This window comes from Paenibacillus sp. 7523-1 (assembly GCF_002276415.1).
GTDB classification, from domain to species: domain Bacteria; phylum Bacillota; class Bacilli; order Paenibacillales; family Paenibacillaceae; genus Paenibacillus; species Paenibacillus illinoisensis_A.
Window position 1 is genome coordinate 608,056 of the sequence record NZ_NPBR01000005.1, and the last position, 15,451, is coordinate 623,506.

At 46.8% G+C, this 15,451-nt stretch carries 15 protein-coding genes; 5 read left to right on the top strand and 10 right to left on the bottom strand.

All coding sequences use genetic code 11. The annotated features are described in order from the left end of the window. Positions 1 to 37: 37 nt before the first annotated feature. Both CHH60_RS06080 and CHH60_RS06085 read left to right on the top strand, forming a co-directional pair. A complete protein-coding gene (locus tag CHH60_RS06080; RefSeq protein ID WP_095358383.1) occupies positions 38 to 400 on the top strand; it encodes an iron-sulfur cluster biosynthesis family protein in 363 nt (120 codons plus the stop codon). A gap of 262 nt (positions 401 to 662) precedes the next feature. Further along, positions 663 to 1,439 carry a M15 family metallopeptidase gene (locus CHH60_RS06085; protein WP_095358384.1) on the top strand — a complete coding sequence of 259 codons (777 nt, stop codon included), beginning with the start codon at positions 663 to 665 and terminating at the stop codon, positions 1,437 to 1,439. Between the two features lie 143 nt (positions 1,440 to 1,582). Here the strand turns inward: CHH60_RS06085 and CHH60_RS06090 are convergent, their stop codons facing one another. Further along, positions 1,583 to 1,822, bottom strand: a complete 240-nt coding sequence (locus CHH60_RS06090) for a hypothetical protein (RefSeq protein ID WP_095358385.1) — start codon at positions 1,820 to 1,822, stop codon at positions 1,583 to 1,585. A gap of 131 nt (positions 1,823 to 1,953) precedes the next feature. On the opposite strand from CHH60_RS06090, the gene CHH60_RS06095 reads away from it, so the two are divergent. Continuing rightward, positions 1,954 to 2,586 carry a nitroreductase family protein gene (locus tag CHH60_RS06095; RefSeq protein WP_095358386.1) on the top strand — a complete coding sequence of 211 codons (633 nt, stop codon included), beginning with the start codon at positions 1,954 to 1,956 and terminating at the stop codon, positions 2,584 to 2,586. 44 nt (positions 2,587 to 2,630) lie between these two features. On the opposite strand, the gene CHH60_RS06100 is transcribed toward CHH60_RS06095, so the two are convergent. After that, positions 2,631 to 3,794 (bottom strand): leucine-rich repeat domain-containing protein, encoded by a 1,164-nt coding sequence (locus CHH60_RS06100; protein WP_095358387.1) that lies wholly within the window; start codon positions 3,792 to 3,794, stop codon positions 2,631 to 2,633. Positions 3,795 to 4,038: 244 nt separating this feature from the next. Between CHH60_RS06100 and CHH60_RS06105 the strand changes: the two genes are divergently transcribed. After that, complete coding sequence (locus CHH60_RS06105) at positions 4,039 to 4,491, top strand: AraC family transcriptional regulator (RefSeq protein ID WP_369680175.1); 453 nt, start codon at positions 4,039 to 4,041, stop codon at positions 4,489 to 4,491. Positions 4,492 to 4,567: 76 nt separating this feature from the next. Here CHH60_RS06105 and CHH60_RS06110 read toward each other — a convergent pair whose 3' ends face one another. The 3 genes from CHH60_RS06110 to CHH60_RS06120 form a co-directional block, all read right to left on the bottom strand. After that, positions 4,568 to 5,812, bottom strand: coding sequence for an aminopeptidase (locus CHH60_RS06110; RefSeq protein ID WP_095358388.1), 1,245 nt, complete (start codon positions 5,810 to 5,812; stop codon positions 4,568 to 4,570). A gap of 41 nt (positions 5,813 to 5,853) precedes the next feature. Continuing rightward, the gene (locus tag CHH60_RS06115) at positions 5,854 to 7,464 is read right to left on the bottom strand and encodes an acyl-CoA synthetase (protein ID WP_095358389.1); all 1,611 of its coding nucleotides are present in this window, start codon (positions 7,462 to 7,464) and stop codon (positions 5,854 to 5,856) included. A gap of 180 nt (positions 7,465 to 7,644) precedes the next feature. Next, a complete protein-coding gene (locus CHH60_RS06120; RefSeq protein ID WP_095358390.1) occupies positions 7,645 to 8,649 on the bottom strand; it encodes an aldo/keto reductase in 1,005 nt (334 codons plus the stop codon). Between the two features lie 202 nt (positions 8,650 to 8,851). On the opposite strand from CHH60_RS06120, the gene CHH60_RS06125 reads away from it, so the two are divergent. Further along, positions 8,852 to 9,694: an AraC family transcriptional regulator gene (locus tag CHH60_RS06125; protein ID WP_176475995.1), complete on the top strand. Its 843-nt coding sequence runs from the start codon at positions 8,852 to 8,854 to the stop codon at positions 9,692 to 9,694. A gap of 95 nt (positions 9,695 to 9,789) precedes the next feature. Here CHH60_RS06125 and CHH60_RS06130 read toward each other — a convergent pair whose 3' ends face one another. The 5 genes from CHH60_RS06130 to CHH60_RS06150 form a co-directional block, all read right to left on the bottom strand. Then, entirely contained in the window at positions 9,790 to 10,188 is a 399-nt protein-coding gene (locus CHH60_RS06130; RefSeq protein ID WP_095358391.1) for an Asp23/Gls24 family envelope stress response protein, read from the bottom strand. A gap of 234 nt (positions 10,189 to 10,422) precedes the next feature. Then, positions 10,423 to 11,502, bottom strand: coding sequence for an AI-2E family transporter (locus CHH60_RS06135; protein WP_095358392.1), 1,080 nt, complete (start codon positions 11,500 to 11,502; stop codon positions 10,423 to 10,425). Positions 11,503 to 11,597: 95 nt separating this feature from the next. Continuing rightward, the gene (locus CHH60_RS06140) at positions 11,598 to 13,037 is read right to left on the bottom strand and encodes a sensor histidine kinase (protein ID WP_095358393.1); all 1,440 of its coding nucleotides are present in this window, start codon (positions 13,035 to 13,037) and stop codon (positions 11,598 to 11,600) included. Further along, positions 13,015 to 13,722 carry a response regulator transcription factor gene (locus CHH60_RS06145; RefSeq protein ID WP_095358394.1) on the bottom strand — a complete coding sequence of 236 codons (708 nt, stop codon included), beginning with the start codon at positions 13,720 to 13,722 and terminating at the stop codon, positions 13,015 to 13,017. Before CHH60_RS06145 ends, CHH60_RS06140 begins: the two co-directional genes overlap by 23 nt. A 188-nt stretch (positions 13,723 to 13,910) precedes the next feature. Continuing rightward, positions 13,911 to 15,350: a 4-hydroxyphenylacetate 3-hydroxylase family protein gene (locus CHH60_RS06150; RefSeq protein WP_095358395.1), complete on the bottom strand. Its 1,440-nt coding sequence runs from the start codon at positions 15,348 to 15,350 to the stop codon at positions 13,911 to 13,913. Positions 15,351 to 15,451 lie beyond the last annotated feature (101 nt).

The window sequence follows — 15,451 nt, forward strand, 5'->3', positions numbered from 1 at the left end:
TTTCAGGATTATTTTCAACATATAAGGAGTGAGCGCGATGCATATTCAAATTACAGATCTGGCTGCAGCGAGATTAACCGAGAGCTTGAATGACAAACCTGGCTACTTCAAAGTGTTTTATGACACTGAAGGCTGTGGCTGCAACGGAATTCTGGTCCTCTTGATTGTAGATGAACCTGCTGCACTGGATGAGCAGATCGAGACCAACCTGGTTCCATTCTATGTTGATCCGAAGCAACAATTAAATCTCGAACAGCATATGAAGCTGGATACGGAGGAAAACTATCCTTCCTTCACGTTGAGCAGTGATTCCGGTGTACTTAGCAGCAACGTTCGGGTTAGGGATACGCGAGCTGTAAGTGCGGGAAAATCCAGTGCACCTGATGCATGCATGCTGTAAACAATAACTTTCATGATCTCAAACAATCGTTGAACATTAATTATCAGATAAGCAAAGACTCTGCACTGAATGCAGAGTCTTTTTTTGTGTTCCTTTTGGCCAAATGACCGAAACTATGAATCTCGCATGATTTGTTTACAACTCGGAAACAATTGGAGAACCTATGGATATAATCCTCTAGTATACTCGGTATATAGAAACGCATGCCTGGTATCGATCAGATGCAGCATGCCAGAGATTCATTAACCCGAGGAGGAACATCATGAAATCATTCACACGCAAATCTATCATATCCACTCTACTCATAGGCTCTGTCGTAGCAGGAGCTGCCTTCACTGCCTTTCCCTTTGTACCATCCATGACGCCAGTCGCATCGGCTGCAAGCTCTAGTTTCACTCAATTTTTGCATGATAACGCGCCAAGCCGCACCATTAAAACAAGCAGCAGCGGTCTCGCAACGGTAACGAATCTAGCCAGCACCGTGGTACTCGTGAACAAAAAAAGAAATCTGCCTTCAACCTATGCACCCAAAGATTTGGTTGTACCGAATATTCCATTCAGCTTCTCCGGCTCCAGTCCGAAGAAACAAATGCGTAAGGTCGCTGCTACCGCGATCGAAAAGCTGTTTGCAGCAGCCAAAAAAGACGGCATTGACATCAAAGCCGTATCTGGTTACCGTTCCTATTCGACACAGAAATCCATCTTCGAACGAAATGCAAGTATCAAAGGTGAAGCTGTAGCCAACAAGACAAGTGCTCGCCCAGGTCAAAGTGAACATCAAACCGGACTTGCAATGGATATTTCCAGTGCATCCGTAGGCTACGATCTGCAGCAGAGCTTCGGCAACACCAAAGAGGGCAAATGGCTGAAGGCCAATGCCCACAAGTATGGATTTATCATTCGATATGGCAAGGATCAGGAGAAGTTGACCGGTTACTCTTATGAACCCTGGCATGTGCGTTACGTTGGGGTCTATATCGCTGGGGAAATTACAAGTCAGAAACTTACTCTGGAACAATATCTGGAGCGCGCCAAATAACGAAGAGGTTGCTGTACACTAAGGAAAAAATTGAACCAGGAGCCGGAGCCCGGAAGGGGGCATTCTGCTCCTGCATACTACACGATAACTACATGATGCTTTGGGTTAAGACATCATAGGTTTCTGCAGCAACATTTTTATGATTAAAAACTGACCATTCTTTTGACCGCTAGAGGCAGTCGTTTCAAACCTTCGGTTCCCGCCCAGGAACCTGCTCCTGCCAGGAGTGCATTGTGACACAAATAAAATGCAGCATGGTAGGCAAGCGTGCCAACGATGATTTCCATGACGAAAAATCGCTTCAATGTGGAGGATTGAATGACATATACCTTGAATTCGTGATAGGAGCTCTCCCTCCTGAATCTGGTGATGAACGTCCTCATGTTTCACCTCTACTGTTTTTATTAAAGGTTATGGCCCTTTGGTCTTGTCTTATTCGAAAATAATACTTACCAAAAGTAACCAAGCGTGTTATAGTCAATTTATACTTTATACATAAGCGAGGTAAACCACCATGAGTGCACTGGAAAACTTGGTCAAAAACCGTAGATCCGCCGTTATTTTTGAAGAAGGTATCGAAATCCCGGAAGCCGATTTGCAGCAGATGTTTGCATTAAACAAATTTGCCCCATCAGCCTTTAACCTTCAGCATACCCACTACCTGGTCTTGACCGACCCGGCCCAAAAAGAAAAAGCATACGAAGCTTCACAGCAATACAAAGTAAAAACCGCCTCGGCTGTCATCGTTGTTCTGGGTGATATCAAGGCTCACCACCACATCCGCACGATTAACGAAGGTTTACTGCATTTGGGTGTGCTCAATCCGTTTGAATATGAACAGGAGTCCCAAAGTGTTTTTGATTTCTACGAAGCCCGTGGCAGTGTGTTTCAGCGTGAAGACGCCATCCGTAATGCCAGCCTGTCGGCGATGCAGCTGATGCTGATTGCACAGGATATGGGATGGGATACGTGTCCCATGATTGGTTTTGACGCCGATGAACTGCAGAGCAGTCTGAATGTTCCCGAACATTACGTTCCTGTCATGATGATTACGATTGGTAAAAAGTCAGAAGCCAAACAACGCCCACGCGGCTATCGTAAACCCACTAACGAGTACGTCAGCTTTAATAAAATGCATGCAGAGTAAATCCATCCAAATAGATATACCAAAAAAGCCACGGTTCCGTGGCTTTAATACATTTCATAGATCAGCTGCTCCGACAATTGTAGGTTCTCATCGAACTCCGCATAGATGTACATTCGGCCTGCTGGTGTATCACCCGCGTCATACCCGAGCCTGAAAACCTCACAGTCCTGAAATTCCACATCTGCCAAAACCAATTCTGATACATCCTCATCCGGATGCGCTTCGGCGATGAACACCAGTGCTTGTTCAGTAAGCGACTGCCATCGCCTCCACGCTTCTTCCATATACGGAGTCAGCTCTTCCATCTCTGCCTTAGTCGAAACCTGTGCGGTAACGACGAGCTCACCTCCCCCTTGGATCGGCAAATTCAGTTGATAGTTGGAGAATGAGCCATTGTATTGAAACACACCCATTCCCTGAACTGCATGAGCAGATTCCGTCATCAGATTATCGACAGTATGCAGTTTCTCCAGCTTGGAATTATGACTGCGGTCCAGCTCCGTGAGTTTGTTCTCTGAACAATAGAGTTCTCTGAGCTGTGTATTATGTTGAATATCCAGTTTGCTGATATGGTTGTTGAAGCATCGTACACTTTCAAGCTTCGGGTTAGAACGTAAATCCAACTCTTTGATATGGTTATCATGGCATCGAAGTTCAATTAATGCTCTACAGTTCGTTAGATCCACACTCGTAAGGTAATTACTGGCGCAGTTAAGCTGCTTAAGCAGTGTATTATGATGAAGCTCAAGTGAAAAAAGAGCATTATAGCTGCAACCCAGTTCTTCAAGCTCTACCTGCTTGTCCAGATCCAATTGGGACAGCATGTTCCAATGGCATTCCAGATGAATAAGTTTGGGATTATGACTTACATCCAATTGCCGCAGTCGATTGAAGCTGCAATCCAATCGTTCCAATTCGGTATTCGAGCTAAGGTCAAGCGAGAGAATTTGATTTTCCTTGCAGTGTAAAATTCTGAGCTTATTATTGCGCCCAAGATCCACATACGTTATTTGATTATAGCTACAGTCCAGTTCTTCGAGGTCTCTGAAATATTCAATCCCGCTCAGACTTCTCACATCTTGTCTTATGATTTGCAATGAAGTTACCTCTTGGATGTCACTCTCCTGAATAGAATCCCGTTGATTACAAAAGTGGTCTAATACATACTGTCTGAAACGTTCATCCGTAAAGGCATGTGTAATATCCATATCCGGAATCTCCCTTCCTCATTTCATAACGAAACGTCCACCAAGCATATCATCCCTATTCTATGGTGAACCGGTTCAGGAATCAATCAGGAAGCTTACATACAAGACCTAGAACCCACCGTTAAACGAAGTCCCCTCCTGCGTCTCTCCTTATACGAAAAGAGTTATGCAAATTTTTTTATACCATGTTAACATCCATCAAGTAAGAGAATTCCTTTGGGAAGGGAAGGTAAAAAAAATGGAAATGTCTATGGAACATCTGGCGGCATGTCGAATCGCTTATGTAAGGCAGGTTGGTCCTTATGGTTCTGCAAACGTCCAAGCTATGAACCAGTTAAAACAGTGGGCAAACGAGAAACGATTACTCACAGAAGCTGCCGTATTATATGGCATACCACAGGATAACCCATCAACGACACCACCGCACCACTGCAGATACGATGCCGCAATCGTGCTCCATGAACTTGAACTCCCTGAAGATGACTCGATAGAGATTGGAGAGCTCCAGGGCGGGAACTATCTCATCTGCAAGGTTAGACACACGCCAGAAGGTATTCAGCAAGCATGGAATGAAATAATCCCTTATTTGCAAAACAACCGTTATATCATGGATCACCAACCGGTTCTGGAGCGATATCGTTGGGATCTCCTCGAACAACATGAGTGCGAAATATGTGTCCCTGTGAAACAGGTCTAAACTAATCCGTTGGACAGCACAAAAAAGTGACTTCATCATTGAAGTCACTTTTTCACTAGTCTACTCTGTAAAAATATTAAAATGCCCAGTTGCCTTTGCGGAATACTGGTTCAATTGTGCCATCCTGCAGCTCGCCGTCAATGTCCAGTTCAGCCGATCCAATCATGAAGTCGACGTGAGTCAAACTCACATTGCACTCATGTTTAAGCAATTCCTCGTTGGACATCGTTGTGCCATCCTTCATATTAAACGGATATGCGCTGCCTACAGCCAGATGGCAGGATGCATTCTCATCAATACCGGTATTATAGAAAATACGATTCAGGTTCGAGATAGGTGAATCATGCGGTACAAGTGCCACCTCACCCAGATAACGCGCTCCTTCATCCGTAGCGAACAGGTTCTTCAGATGCTCTTCACCGGAAGCCGCTGTGAAAGCTACAACCTGGCCGTCCTTAAACGTTATTCTCATCTGATCTACCAGCTGTCCGTTCAAGTTCAGAGGCATCGTACTGCTGACATATCCATTAACACCGCTGCGTTTCGGCATAGTAAATACTTCTTCGGTTGGCATGTTCGCAACGGTATACACACCTGCTTTATTCTCACTTCCGCCGCCACCCCAGATGTGATTGTCTACCAACTCAATTTTCAAGTCCGTTCCTGGTGCGCGGTAGTGCAGGCTCTTATAATTTTTCTGATTCAGCTGATCACTCTTCGTGTTAAGTGTGTCCAGATGCTGTCTCCAGTTCTGGATGGCATCACCGCCATCCACACGATTCATTTTGAAGATGGTGTCCCACATCACATTGATGCGTTCTTCCTCAGGTATGTCGGCAAACACCTTATTCGCCCATGCCTTGGTCGGCGCCTTGATCAGGCACCAGCTGATTTCATGGTTGCGCGTATATTTCGAATAACCGCGGCGTGCCTGGGCAGCCGCCTTGGTAGCACGAGAAACCTTGTCGGAATCAATTCCGTTATACAGTTCCGGGTCCGGTACTTTGATCGTTAAGGTAGCGCCGCCAGCCTCTGCAAATCTCTCCATCATGTCGCCTTTCCATGCCGGATAGTAATCGAAGCTGTCGTCAGAACCTTGCTGGAAACGACTGCGTGTAATTTGATCGTCTTCAAAATCCACCTGTACATACTTGGCCCCGGCAGCATATGCCTTTGCAACGATCAGGCGAGTAAACTCAAGCGTTTCGATAGGAGCTGTAACAAGCAGATCCTGTCCTTTTTGAATGTTCACGCCTACTTTGACCACCAGTTCTGCATATTGTTCCAACGATTGCTCAAACGTTTGCTCGAAATTACTCATAGATTCATTCACTCCTGATTCATATAGAATTAATTCATGTTTTACGCATTTTTCTTTTCCTGCTCGCGCAGTTCAATCCGGCGGATCTTGCCAGAATTCGTCTTCGGCAGATCCGTCACAAATTCAATTTTGCGCGGATACTTGTATGGTGCGGTCCATTCCTTGACGTGATGCTGCAGCTCACGCACCAGTTCTGGTGAAGCAAGGGACTCGTCTCTGAGCACAACAAAGGCTTTGACCACATTGCCCCGAATTTCATCCGGACTGGCAACGACGGCACACTCCTTCACACTGGCGTGTTTCATCAGCGCCTCTTCCACTTCAAACGGTCCTATTGTATATCCGGAGCTGATGATAATATCGTCGCTGCGGCCTTCGAACCAGAAGTATCCTTCTTCGTCCCTGCGTGCGCGGTCACCTGTTACGAAATATTCCCCGCGCTGATTTGCTTCTTTCCGTCCTGCATCCTTATAATACGTCCGGAACAAGGCAGGCATATCCTGATGAACGGCGATATCACCCACTACCTCTGCGGGTTGAGGTTGTCCTTCCTCGTTAACAATCTCAATGAGGCCCGGCGTAATCGATTGTCCCATGGACCCGATCCGTACTGGCGCATCTTTCAGACTGCCGATCAGCAATGTACTTTCGGTCTGGCCGTATCCATCACGAATGGTCAGGTCGAAGTGACGCTGGAAGATCTCAATCACTTCCTGATTCAAGGGTTCACCAGCTGATACTGCACTGCGGAGTTTGGACAGATCATAGTGACCGAGGTCATCGGCTTTTGCCATCAGACGATATTCCGTTGGTGTGCAGCATAGTACGTTAATGCCATGCTCCTGCATTAGCTCCAAATAGCGCTTTGGCTGGAATGATCCGTTATAGACCAGACCTGTTGCTCCTCTTCCGAGTACGGAAAGGAACGGGCTCCAGATCCATTTTTGCCATCCCGGCGCGGCTGTGGCCCATACGATATCTGATGGCTGAATATCCAGCCATAACGTGGAAGCGATACGCAGGTGGGCATATCCCCAGCCGTGGCTATGTACAACTCCTTTTGGATTTCCGGTTGTGCCGGAAGTGTAGGCCAGAATGGCGATATCATCACGGTGTGTCTCTACGGCATTCATCTCATCCGACTGACCTTCCATCAGCTGATGTACGTTAACCCAGCCCTCAGCGGGAACGCTGCTGTCGCCAGATGGTGATGCCACGATGCGGTGAGCCAGTGCAGGCAGGTCTGCATCCATTTTCTCCACTTCAGCCGTTGTCTCGGACCATACAATGACCGCACGCGCCTCTGAATGCCGCAGGCGGTACTCCAAGTCCTTGGCACGCAGCATTTCGGACGAAGGAATCACGGCAATCCCTAGTTTCAGACAAGCGATATAAATGACATAGGCAATGATGCGGCGTGGTACCATGACCAGCACCCGATCACCCTTTTCCAAGCCCAAATCACGCAAGCCTCCGGCAAGACGGTTAGCCTGCTTAAACAACTCTCCGTACGTAATCTCTTCTAATTCTTTTTGATCGCTGAGCCATCTAAGTGCAATCCGATCTGACGGGTGGTTCTCCATCTCGGATGTCAGGTTATAGGTTTCAGGCGAAATCCACTGTTCAAAATTCAAATGGAGCCTCTCCTTCATATTTCAAATGTATAGCATCTATATATTATACCCTAAATCCTAGGACCAGGTGCTATGATATGAACACCTTTTTGAAAAAAAATAAACACAGGTCAATTATAATGAACTCTCATTACAACTGACTTGTGTTATTCTCACGATTTTATTCGTGATTTCTGAACGTTTTTCGTTCCATTTATTTTACCAGGCGTAATTTCCAATCCCGTTCAGAATGCCTTCAATTTCATTCAATTCTTCGGTTGTCAGGCTAGGTGCTTTCAATGCGGCAACATTCTCTTCGATCTGTGAAACACGGCTTGCGCCAATCAATGCAGAGGTTACGCGGTTGTCACGGAGAATCCAATTCAGCGCCAGTTGGGAAATGGTTTGCTCCCTGCGCTCAGCAACGGCCTGAAGAGCTTCAAACTTGGCAATCCGTTCGTCTGTATAGGCTTCTGTTCTCATATTGCCTGTCGGGTTCGCACGTTCTTCCTTGATCTTGTCCACGTATTTGTTCGTCAGTTGACCTCGCCCCAGAGGACAAAATGCAATGGAGCCTACGCCCTGCTCATCCAGTACATCCTGTAATCCGTCTTCGATCCAGCGGTTAAGCATGGAATAGTTCGGTTGGTGGACGAGGCAAGGCGTTCCCAGATTACGCAAAATGGCGACCGCCTCTTTTGTCTGCTCCGCATCATAGTTGGATAATCCGACATACAGCGCTTTGCCCTGTCTTACGATATGATCCAGCGCAGCCATCGTTTCCTCCAGCGGTGTATTCGGATCCGGACGGTGATGATAGAAAATATCCACATACTCAAGCCCCATCCGTCCAAGGCTTTGATCCAGGCTGGCAATCAGGTTTTTGCGGGAACCCCACTCACCATAGGGACCTTTCCACATATAATATCCGGCTTTCGTCGAGATAAGCAGTTCATCCCGGTATGGGCGCAGATGTTTTTTGAACAAGACACCAAAGTTCTCCTCGGCAGATCCTGGGGGTGGTCCGTAGTTGTTCGCCAGATCAAAATGGTTAATTCCGAGATCAAATGAACGCAGAATCATCTCTTCCTGAATATCCAGCGTGCGGTTTCCGCCAAAGTTCTGCCACAGGCCAAGTGCAATTTGCGGCAGTCTGATTCCGGATTTGCCGGAACGTGCATACTTCATCTCATCGTAACGCTGTTCATTAGCAGTATAAGGCATATCATTTTCTCTCATTTCTTGTTAAAGTGGGTGAATACCCTTTCATCTTAGTCAGTTTCGGTCCAAAACGATATGGCATATCGCTATAACCATATGGAATAATACTTGTTGTCTATCCATAGAATCACATCTATAATTCATATCCTCATACTAAAAACATGTTAAAATGCAAGATGAAATGAACTACACAGGAGTGAATGCCTTGATTACATATATGTTCAAAAACAATCCGTTCCAGGATCTGCAGCTCCTTCATTATGGAACCGAACCCTGCACACCGGGTCACCACTTCGGCCCAGCCATGCGGGATCATTACAAAATCCATTATGTTTTGGATGGCAAGGGTACTTTCGAAGTCGGAGGCAAAACCTATGAACTGCATAAGGGCCAAGGCTTCCTCATCGTCCCGAATTCCGTCGTGCACTATAAGGCTGATCTGGAAGATCCATGGGAATACAGCTGGGTTGCTTTTCAAGGAAATGCCTCCCATTCACTATTACAGCAGGCCTGTCTGTCGGAGCAGCATCCGATCTTCGAACTGGAAAATGACGATGAAATGCGTTCCTGTCTGCATCGCATGATCCGTTCCCGGAATACACACAAAGGATGGGAGATTAGCATGACCGGATGGTTATACCAATTTTTCTCCATTCTGATCGATCATGCAAACGAAGACATCCTTCCACCCGAGCAAGAGTTCTCCAAAGAAACATATGTCACCCAGGTCATGGACTTTGTTGAGATGAACTATGCGAATCCTATCACGGTGCAATCCATTGCTTCTCATATCGGCTTGCAGCGCAGCTATCTGTGCTCCCTGTTCAAAGACCGGATGGGCACCAGCATTCAATCCTATTTGGTCAACTACCGGATGCGCAAGGCTGCCGAACTGACTCTGGATACCGGGTTGACCATTGGAGATATCTCCCGCTCTGTCGGATATTCCGATCAGCTTCTCTTCTCCAAAATGTTCAAAAAGGTGATGGGCGAAGCCCCCACCCATTACCGTAAACACAAAGCAGCACCTTCCCGGTTAAGCAGTTAACGGGAGGGTGCTGTTCTTTTACTTACACATAAGCTCAGACAGCATAACCTGTCCATCGATAATCTTCATTCCTTTTCCGCAAGAGACCATCTCAGCTACACTTGCTCCTGCATGGATACACCGACGACATGCACTTTAATCTCATTGACCAGAATGCCTGTCATCTGTTCCACGGCCTGTTGTACATTGTGCTGGAGCTCCTTGCACACTTGGTGCATCTTGAACCCGTACTGCACATTAATACGCAGCTGAATGGAGGCCTGGTCATCTTTTACATCAACGTCAATGCCTTTCTGCAGACTCTTGCCGCTGATGCTCTTCGCAATGCCTTCGGTCAAGCCAACCGACATGGAAGAGATGCCGGAGGTGGCCTGAGCTGCTATACCCACAATCTTGGATACGACATCATTAGAGATGTGAATGGCACCCATTCGGACGGCTTGAGGTTCGATGTATTCGGGTTCAATATATTCTTTAGGGATGATTTCAGACATGGTTCCCACTCCTTTTATGGTTAATTGAATGATTAAGCTATAAAATGCAAATGAAATTTTTACACGTTAATGGAGAGTGCAGTACCGATCTGGAGAAGCGAAGCGCTCGCCTTTATCACCAGAGTTTCTCCCTTATAAGGGGAATCAAAGAAACTCGGGGATAACAGCGATCGGAAGATGGTACTGCAATCGGAGTGACTGAGTGTAACAGCCCATTCGTTTTAAATCCTATAATCATGCATTCTGCCATTTTTCCTTGAAGAACAGCTGGTAGACTCTGACCAGAATAATTTTAACGATCATGTAGACAGGGATGATGATCAAGATGGCAATGATGCCGCCGAGATCCCCTGCACCTAGCACCAATATAATGGTGGTCAGCGGATGAATGTCGAGCTTTTTGCCAAACACATACGGAGCGACCAGATTGTCCTGAATTTGCTGGGCCACCAGAATAATAATTAGCGACCAGATCGCCACCGATGGCGACTGAATCAGACCGATAATGACAATGGGGATGGACGACACGATAGCGCCGATAAATGGAACAAAGTTCATAATTACGGCAACGACGGTAAGCAGCAGTGCATACGGCAGACCAATGATCAGGAAACCAATATACATCAGTACACCGAGTGCGAGATTAACCAGTACTCTTCCGACAATAAAGCCACTAAGTGCCTGATCGATCTCAAGAACAACCTCACGGCTGTCTTTTTGGAACCGTTTAGGTGCGATATGCACCAGTTTGCGGCCGAATTTCTCTCCCTGTTTCAGCATGTAGAACAAGATGATCGGGAATGTAAACAGAATGATCGCAAAACTGGAAATGAGCGAGAACAATCCACTCACATAGTTGGTCACGAAGGTAAATCCTTTATTAATATAATCCGTAAGCTGAGAAAACGGCGTGGAGCCCTCTGGGAATAATGCCGTGATCGCTCCGTTCTGCTCCAGTTCTCTCAACTGTACACTGAGTGAATTAATCAAATTCGGTGCATTGTCAACCAGATTGATCAGCTGCTCACGCAAGGACGGCCATAACCCCACAATGAACAGGACGAGCAGCACACCGAAGACCAGATAGATCAGCAATATGCTGAGTGTTCGGTTCAGCTTCTTCCGTTCCATGTAATTCACGAGCGGCCTTAGCAGATAATAAAAGAATACGGACAGCATCATCGGCACTGTGATAACTGTAATCATGGTCACCAGCGGCTGAAAGATAAAGCTGACGCGTGATAACAGGTAGATATTGACGAGCACCAGAGCCAGCGCAATGCTGAAACGGACAAACGAACTTGCTTTAAACAAAATGTTCCCCTCCACATAACCTTTTCTTTTTTCAGGATTTTTCTACAGGTTTTTTCTGCCCTCTTCGTTACCCGTTTAAATGTACATTCAACTTATCAGTTTGGAATTTGAATGGTAAACACAGTAGTCTCCTTGCCTCGCTGGGACAGGATCAGTCTTCCGCCCATCTTCTCTGTATTTCGCCGGGCAATCGCGAGTCCAAGTCCGGTTCCGCCGGTACCGGTGCGTGCTTCATCTCCTCGTACAAATGGATCAAAAATGGTGCTCCACAGTTCCTGGGGAATACCGACCCCCGTGTCTGCAACCTCAATGACTACATGCGTATCAAGCGGAATCAATTCCACCCGCAGCTCCGTTCCCTTCGGATTGTAGGACAGCGCATTGGTAATGAGGTTTTGAATAACCCGTGACAGTAATTCAGGATCGTATCTGGCGTATATCTCCTGATCAGGTACCAGCACATGAAGCACAAATTGTTTCTGCTCAATCTCACCATAGGTATCCGCCATGACTTCACGCACGAATTCCCCGATCTCTCTCTTCTGGATCTGCATGTGATAATCGGGTGAGTCCACCTTGAGTAGTTCGAGCATATTCTGTATCATTCGTGCCACCTGAACGGACTTGTTATAGATATATCCCAGATAACGCTGCTGTCGTTCCTTGTTCTCTCCCCGCCCTTCGACAAGAGCCTGAGCGTATCCCTGAATGGAGGTGATTGGTGTTTTCAGATCATGCGACAGGTCCACGATCAGCCGCTGTTTGCTCTCTTCCGCATACCGCTTTTCAGCCGAGGTATTCTCGATGACATCTGCCATATAATTAAACGTCTCGCCGATCTGGACAAATTCCTTCTCTGCCGAGATGGACAAGCGTGTACTGTAATTTCCCTGAATCATCTGGGTAAGCCCCAGTGATAAAATACTCAGTGGTTTTTTGATACGGCGTGCGACCCAATAGCTGTATACGAATATCAGGAGCAGAACGAAGCCAACTCCGATCATGATGTAAAATGACAAAGGGTGCTTCAGATTGGTAATCAGCAGATTTTCATTCATACGAATACTCACCAGATCACGCGGTATTTTCAGCAGTACATACTTCGCATCTCTCTCTGCTGCGTATGGAGAAATAGAATAATAATATGTACTATCGCTTCGATTCTCCAGTCCGGCATACAACTCCGACTCACTGTAATATGTAACTGCATCCTGCTTGACACCGATCTGGCGAATGACCGAACGATCTGCATCCAGAATTTCGATCCACCCTCCGCTATCCATCAGACGCTGAATTTCCATGCTTGAAGAGTCATCCTCAAGCCGCTTGTTCAATTCGGCTGCATAGACATGCGCCTCGACGTTCAGATCAGGATCAACCACCTGATCCGAAATGCGGAAATCCACGACATCCAGCGAAACCATGAGATAGACAATCAAGACGAGCAGCAGCAAAAAGAAGTTGAACAGCAGGAAGTCCAGTGTCAGGGACGTTTGCAAAAGTCGCTTTTCTCTAGCTTTCCGTTGGCGCTTCAATTTTGTATCCGAGTCCCCTTATCGTTTTTAAATATTCCGGTTGTCTGGAGTCGCGCTCGATCTTCTCGCGAATGTTGCTGATGTGCACCATAATGGTGCTGTCTTCATGCGCGTAATAGTCCCCCCACACCGCCTCGTAGATTTTCTTGCGTGTAAATACCCGGCCAGGCTGCTCCAGCAGCAGATCCACAATTTTGTATTCCGTGGAGGTTAGGGTTACAGGTTTGCCTGATCGAAAAAGCACACATTTGGAGCGATCCAGCATAAGTTCACCGAGAACAAGATTGGTCTCCTGGGGTGCTGCGGATTCAGGGGCGTCAAATTGATTCACACGTCTTAACAAAGCTTCTACACGAGCAACAATCTCAAGCGGATTAAACGGCTTTGAAATATAATCATCCGCACCGAGTCCAAGTCCGAGAATCTTGTCATGGTCCTGGCTTTTGGCAGATAGAAACAGGACGGGCATATGATGGGTTGCCCTAATTTGCTTGATTAACTGAAGTCCATCCATTACAGGCATCATAATATCCAAAATGACAAGATTGACCGGTACAGAACGAATGCATTCCAGCGCCTCCGCTCCATTCGCGGCAGTCCTGATGTCATAGTCCTTTTCAAGGTACAGTTGAAGCAGTTCTACGATCTCTGGTTCATCATCTGCAATCAATACGGTGTATCTCATGTTATTCCTCTCATTTCTTCATTCCTCAATCATCGGTATTGTATTCTTTTACATGTATCTTACTACTATATACCACGTCCCTTAAATCCACCTAAATCAAATCTAAAGATAACCTAAATAAAAGCCCTGGCATGTGCCGGGGCTCGTAATTCTATCCATTCAACTCAATGCTGCTGAAGCTTCAATGACTACTTCATATGGAGCCAAGGCTCAACCTTTTTATTCAAACTTTCCTTATCATATTGTATATACTGGCCTGCACGGTTGCGAACCGGATCACCTGCGTAGTAACGTTCATAGAGATCATGCCTCGCCCCAAGTGCACTTCCGGTCAGATCCCAAGCCAGCTGAAACAGACGAATTTTCTCTGGCGCTTGCAGTGTCACTCCACCAAGATATTTGGCCATCAATGGTCCTACCGTTTCATCCAGATCGAATCTGCCCGAAGGGATCTGAATAAGTCCACCAGCTGCAATGGTTTTCAGAATTTCAACTGCTCTCGGGTAATATCGGCTGCCCAGATTACGAGCTGTCTCAATGTATTTGAATGACGGGAGCCAGTTACCATGTGCATCTGGCTGTGCCTGGGCCTCAGAAGCAACGATCAAGCCCTCAATGGTCTGCATCTGGCTGATCATCTCTCCGATTTGTTCCTGTACATTCAGGTATGAATCCACACCAATCTCCTGCGCAATGGCTGCTGTGATGGCGGTGATGAATTCCAGCTTGGAGTGCAGCCGAATGATGCTCTGATGGTAGGCCAGACTCGAAGAGGCTGCGTTACAGCGAACCTGCCACACGGCTTCCGGATTGTTGTGCAGCAGCACACGCTCCCATGGAACCAATACATCATCAAAAAATAGTACAGCGTCCATCTCATCATAACGGGCACTGAGAGGATGAGCAGCATCCAACTGCGGAGCGGCAAAAGATTCACGACAAATCAGATGTAAACCCGGACTTCCCACAGGAACAATCACCATATGTGCCAGTTCCGGCAGATGTCCCGGAATCCGCTGAATCGGATACGCAATGATATCATCTGCATAAGGAGCTGCGGTCGCCACCATCTTGGCACCCCGTACAATAATCCCTTCCGAGTTGGTTTTCACAATCCGCAGCATGGCATCTTCATCCTCCCCAACAGGCAGAGAACGGTTGATCTGCGGGTCACGCTGGACAATCGTCAGAAATGCATCTTTTCGTTTGGCCTCCTGATAGTAGGCTGCTATCTTATCTGCATACATGGGATCGTGTCGTGCCATATCTTGACGTGTGGCATACCATCCGACAAGACGCGAGCGGGCATAATCCGACAGTCTGCTCATGACTCCATAGGTTCGATCCGACCAGAGCCGAAATGCTGCCGCTCTACTGCTGACATCTTGAGAAGCGTGAGGCACCCGAAAAGCCTGATGCACATAACTCCCTGTCTGTTCATCCCAGTATGCTACCGTATCTCGTGTATCCGGATCATCCACCAAATCGAACAAGTTCTCAATGGTCTGCAGTGTTCCCTGAAAGGCGGGATGTTCGGTTACCCGGACACGCTTGCCATCCAGCCATACGTTTCGCTCATCATTCAATCGGTGTATGTAAGCTTGTCCGCGAGACATCGTGATGCTCATGATAAGTCCTCCCTCTCAGGCAAAAAGCCTGTTATGGCTATCAATCTCAAAGTACAACTGTCATATGCTGAAGTTATGTATGATACACACTGTGATACAAT

Bases quoted from the DNA above. Each gene is read 5' to 3' on its own strand.
- CHH60_RS06105 (WP_369680175.1), top strand. From the start codon at position 4,039: ATGTCTATGGAACATCTGGCGGCATGTCGAATCGCTTATGTAAGGCAG.
- CHH60_RS06130 (WP_095358391.1), bottom strand. From the start codon at position 10,188: ATGTCTGAAATCATCCCTAAAGAATATATTGAACCCGAATACATCGAA.
- CHH60_RS06145 (WP_095358394.1), bottom strand. From the start codon at position 13,722: ATGAGATACACCGTATTGATTGCAGATGATGAACCAGAGATCGTAGAA.
- CHH60_RS06115 (WP_095358389.1), bottom strand. From the start codon at position 7,464: ATGAAGGAGAGGCTCCATTTGAATTTTGAACAGTGGATTTCGCCTGAA.
- CHH60_RS06080 (WP_095358383.1), top strand. From the start codon at position 38: ATGCATATTCAAATTACAGATCTGGCTGCAGCGAGATTAACCGAGAGC.
- CHH60_RS06085 (WP_095358384.1), top strand. From the start codon at position 663: ATGAAATCATTCACACGCAAATCTATCATATCCACTCTACTCATAGGC.
- CHH60_RS06150 (WP_095358395.1), bottom strand. From the start codon at position 15,350: ATGAGCATCACGATGTCTCGCGGACAAGCTTACATACACCGATTGAAT.
- CHH60_RS06095 (WP_095358386.1), top strand. From the start codon at position 1,954: ATGAGTGCACTGGAAAACTTGGTCAAAAACCGTAGATCCGCCGTTATT.
- CHH60_RS06110 (WP_095358388.1), bottom strand. From the start codon at position 5,812: ATGAGTAATTTCGAGCAAACGTTTGAGCAATCGTTGGAACAATATGCA.
- CHH60_RS06120 (WP_095358390.1), bottom strand. From the start codon at position 8,649: ATGCCTTATACTGCTAATGAACAGCGTTACGATGAGATGAAGTATGCA.
- CHH60_RS06090 (WP_095358385.1), bottom strand. From the start codon at position 1,822: ATGAGGACGTTCATCACCAGATTCAGGAGGGAGAGCTCCTATCACGAA.
- CHH60_RS06100 (WP_095358387.1), bottom strand. From the start codon at position 3,794: ATGGATATTACACATGCCTTTACGGATGAACGTTTCAGACAGTATGTA.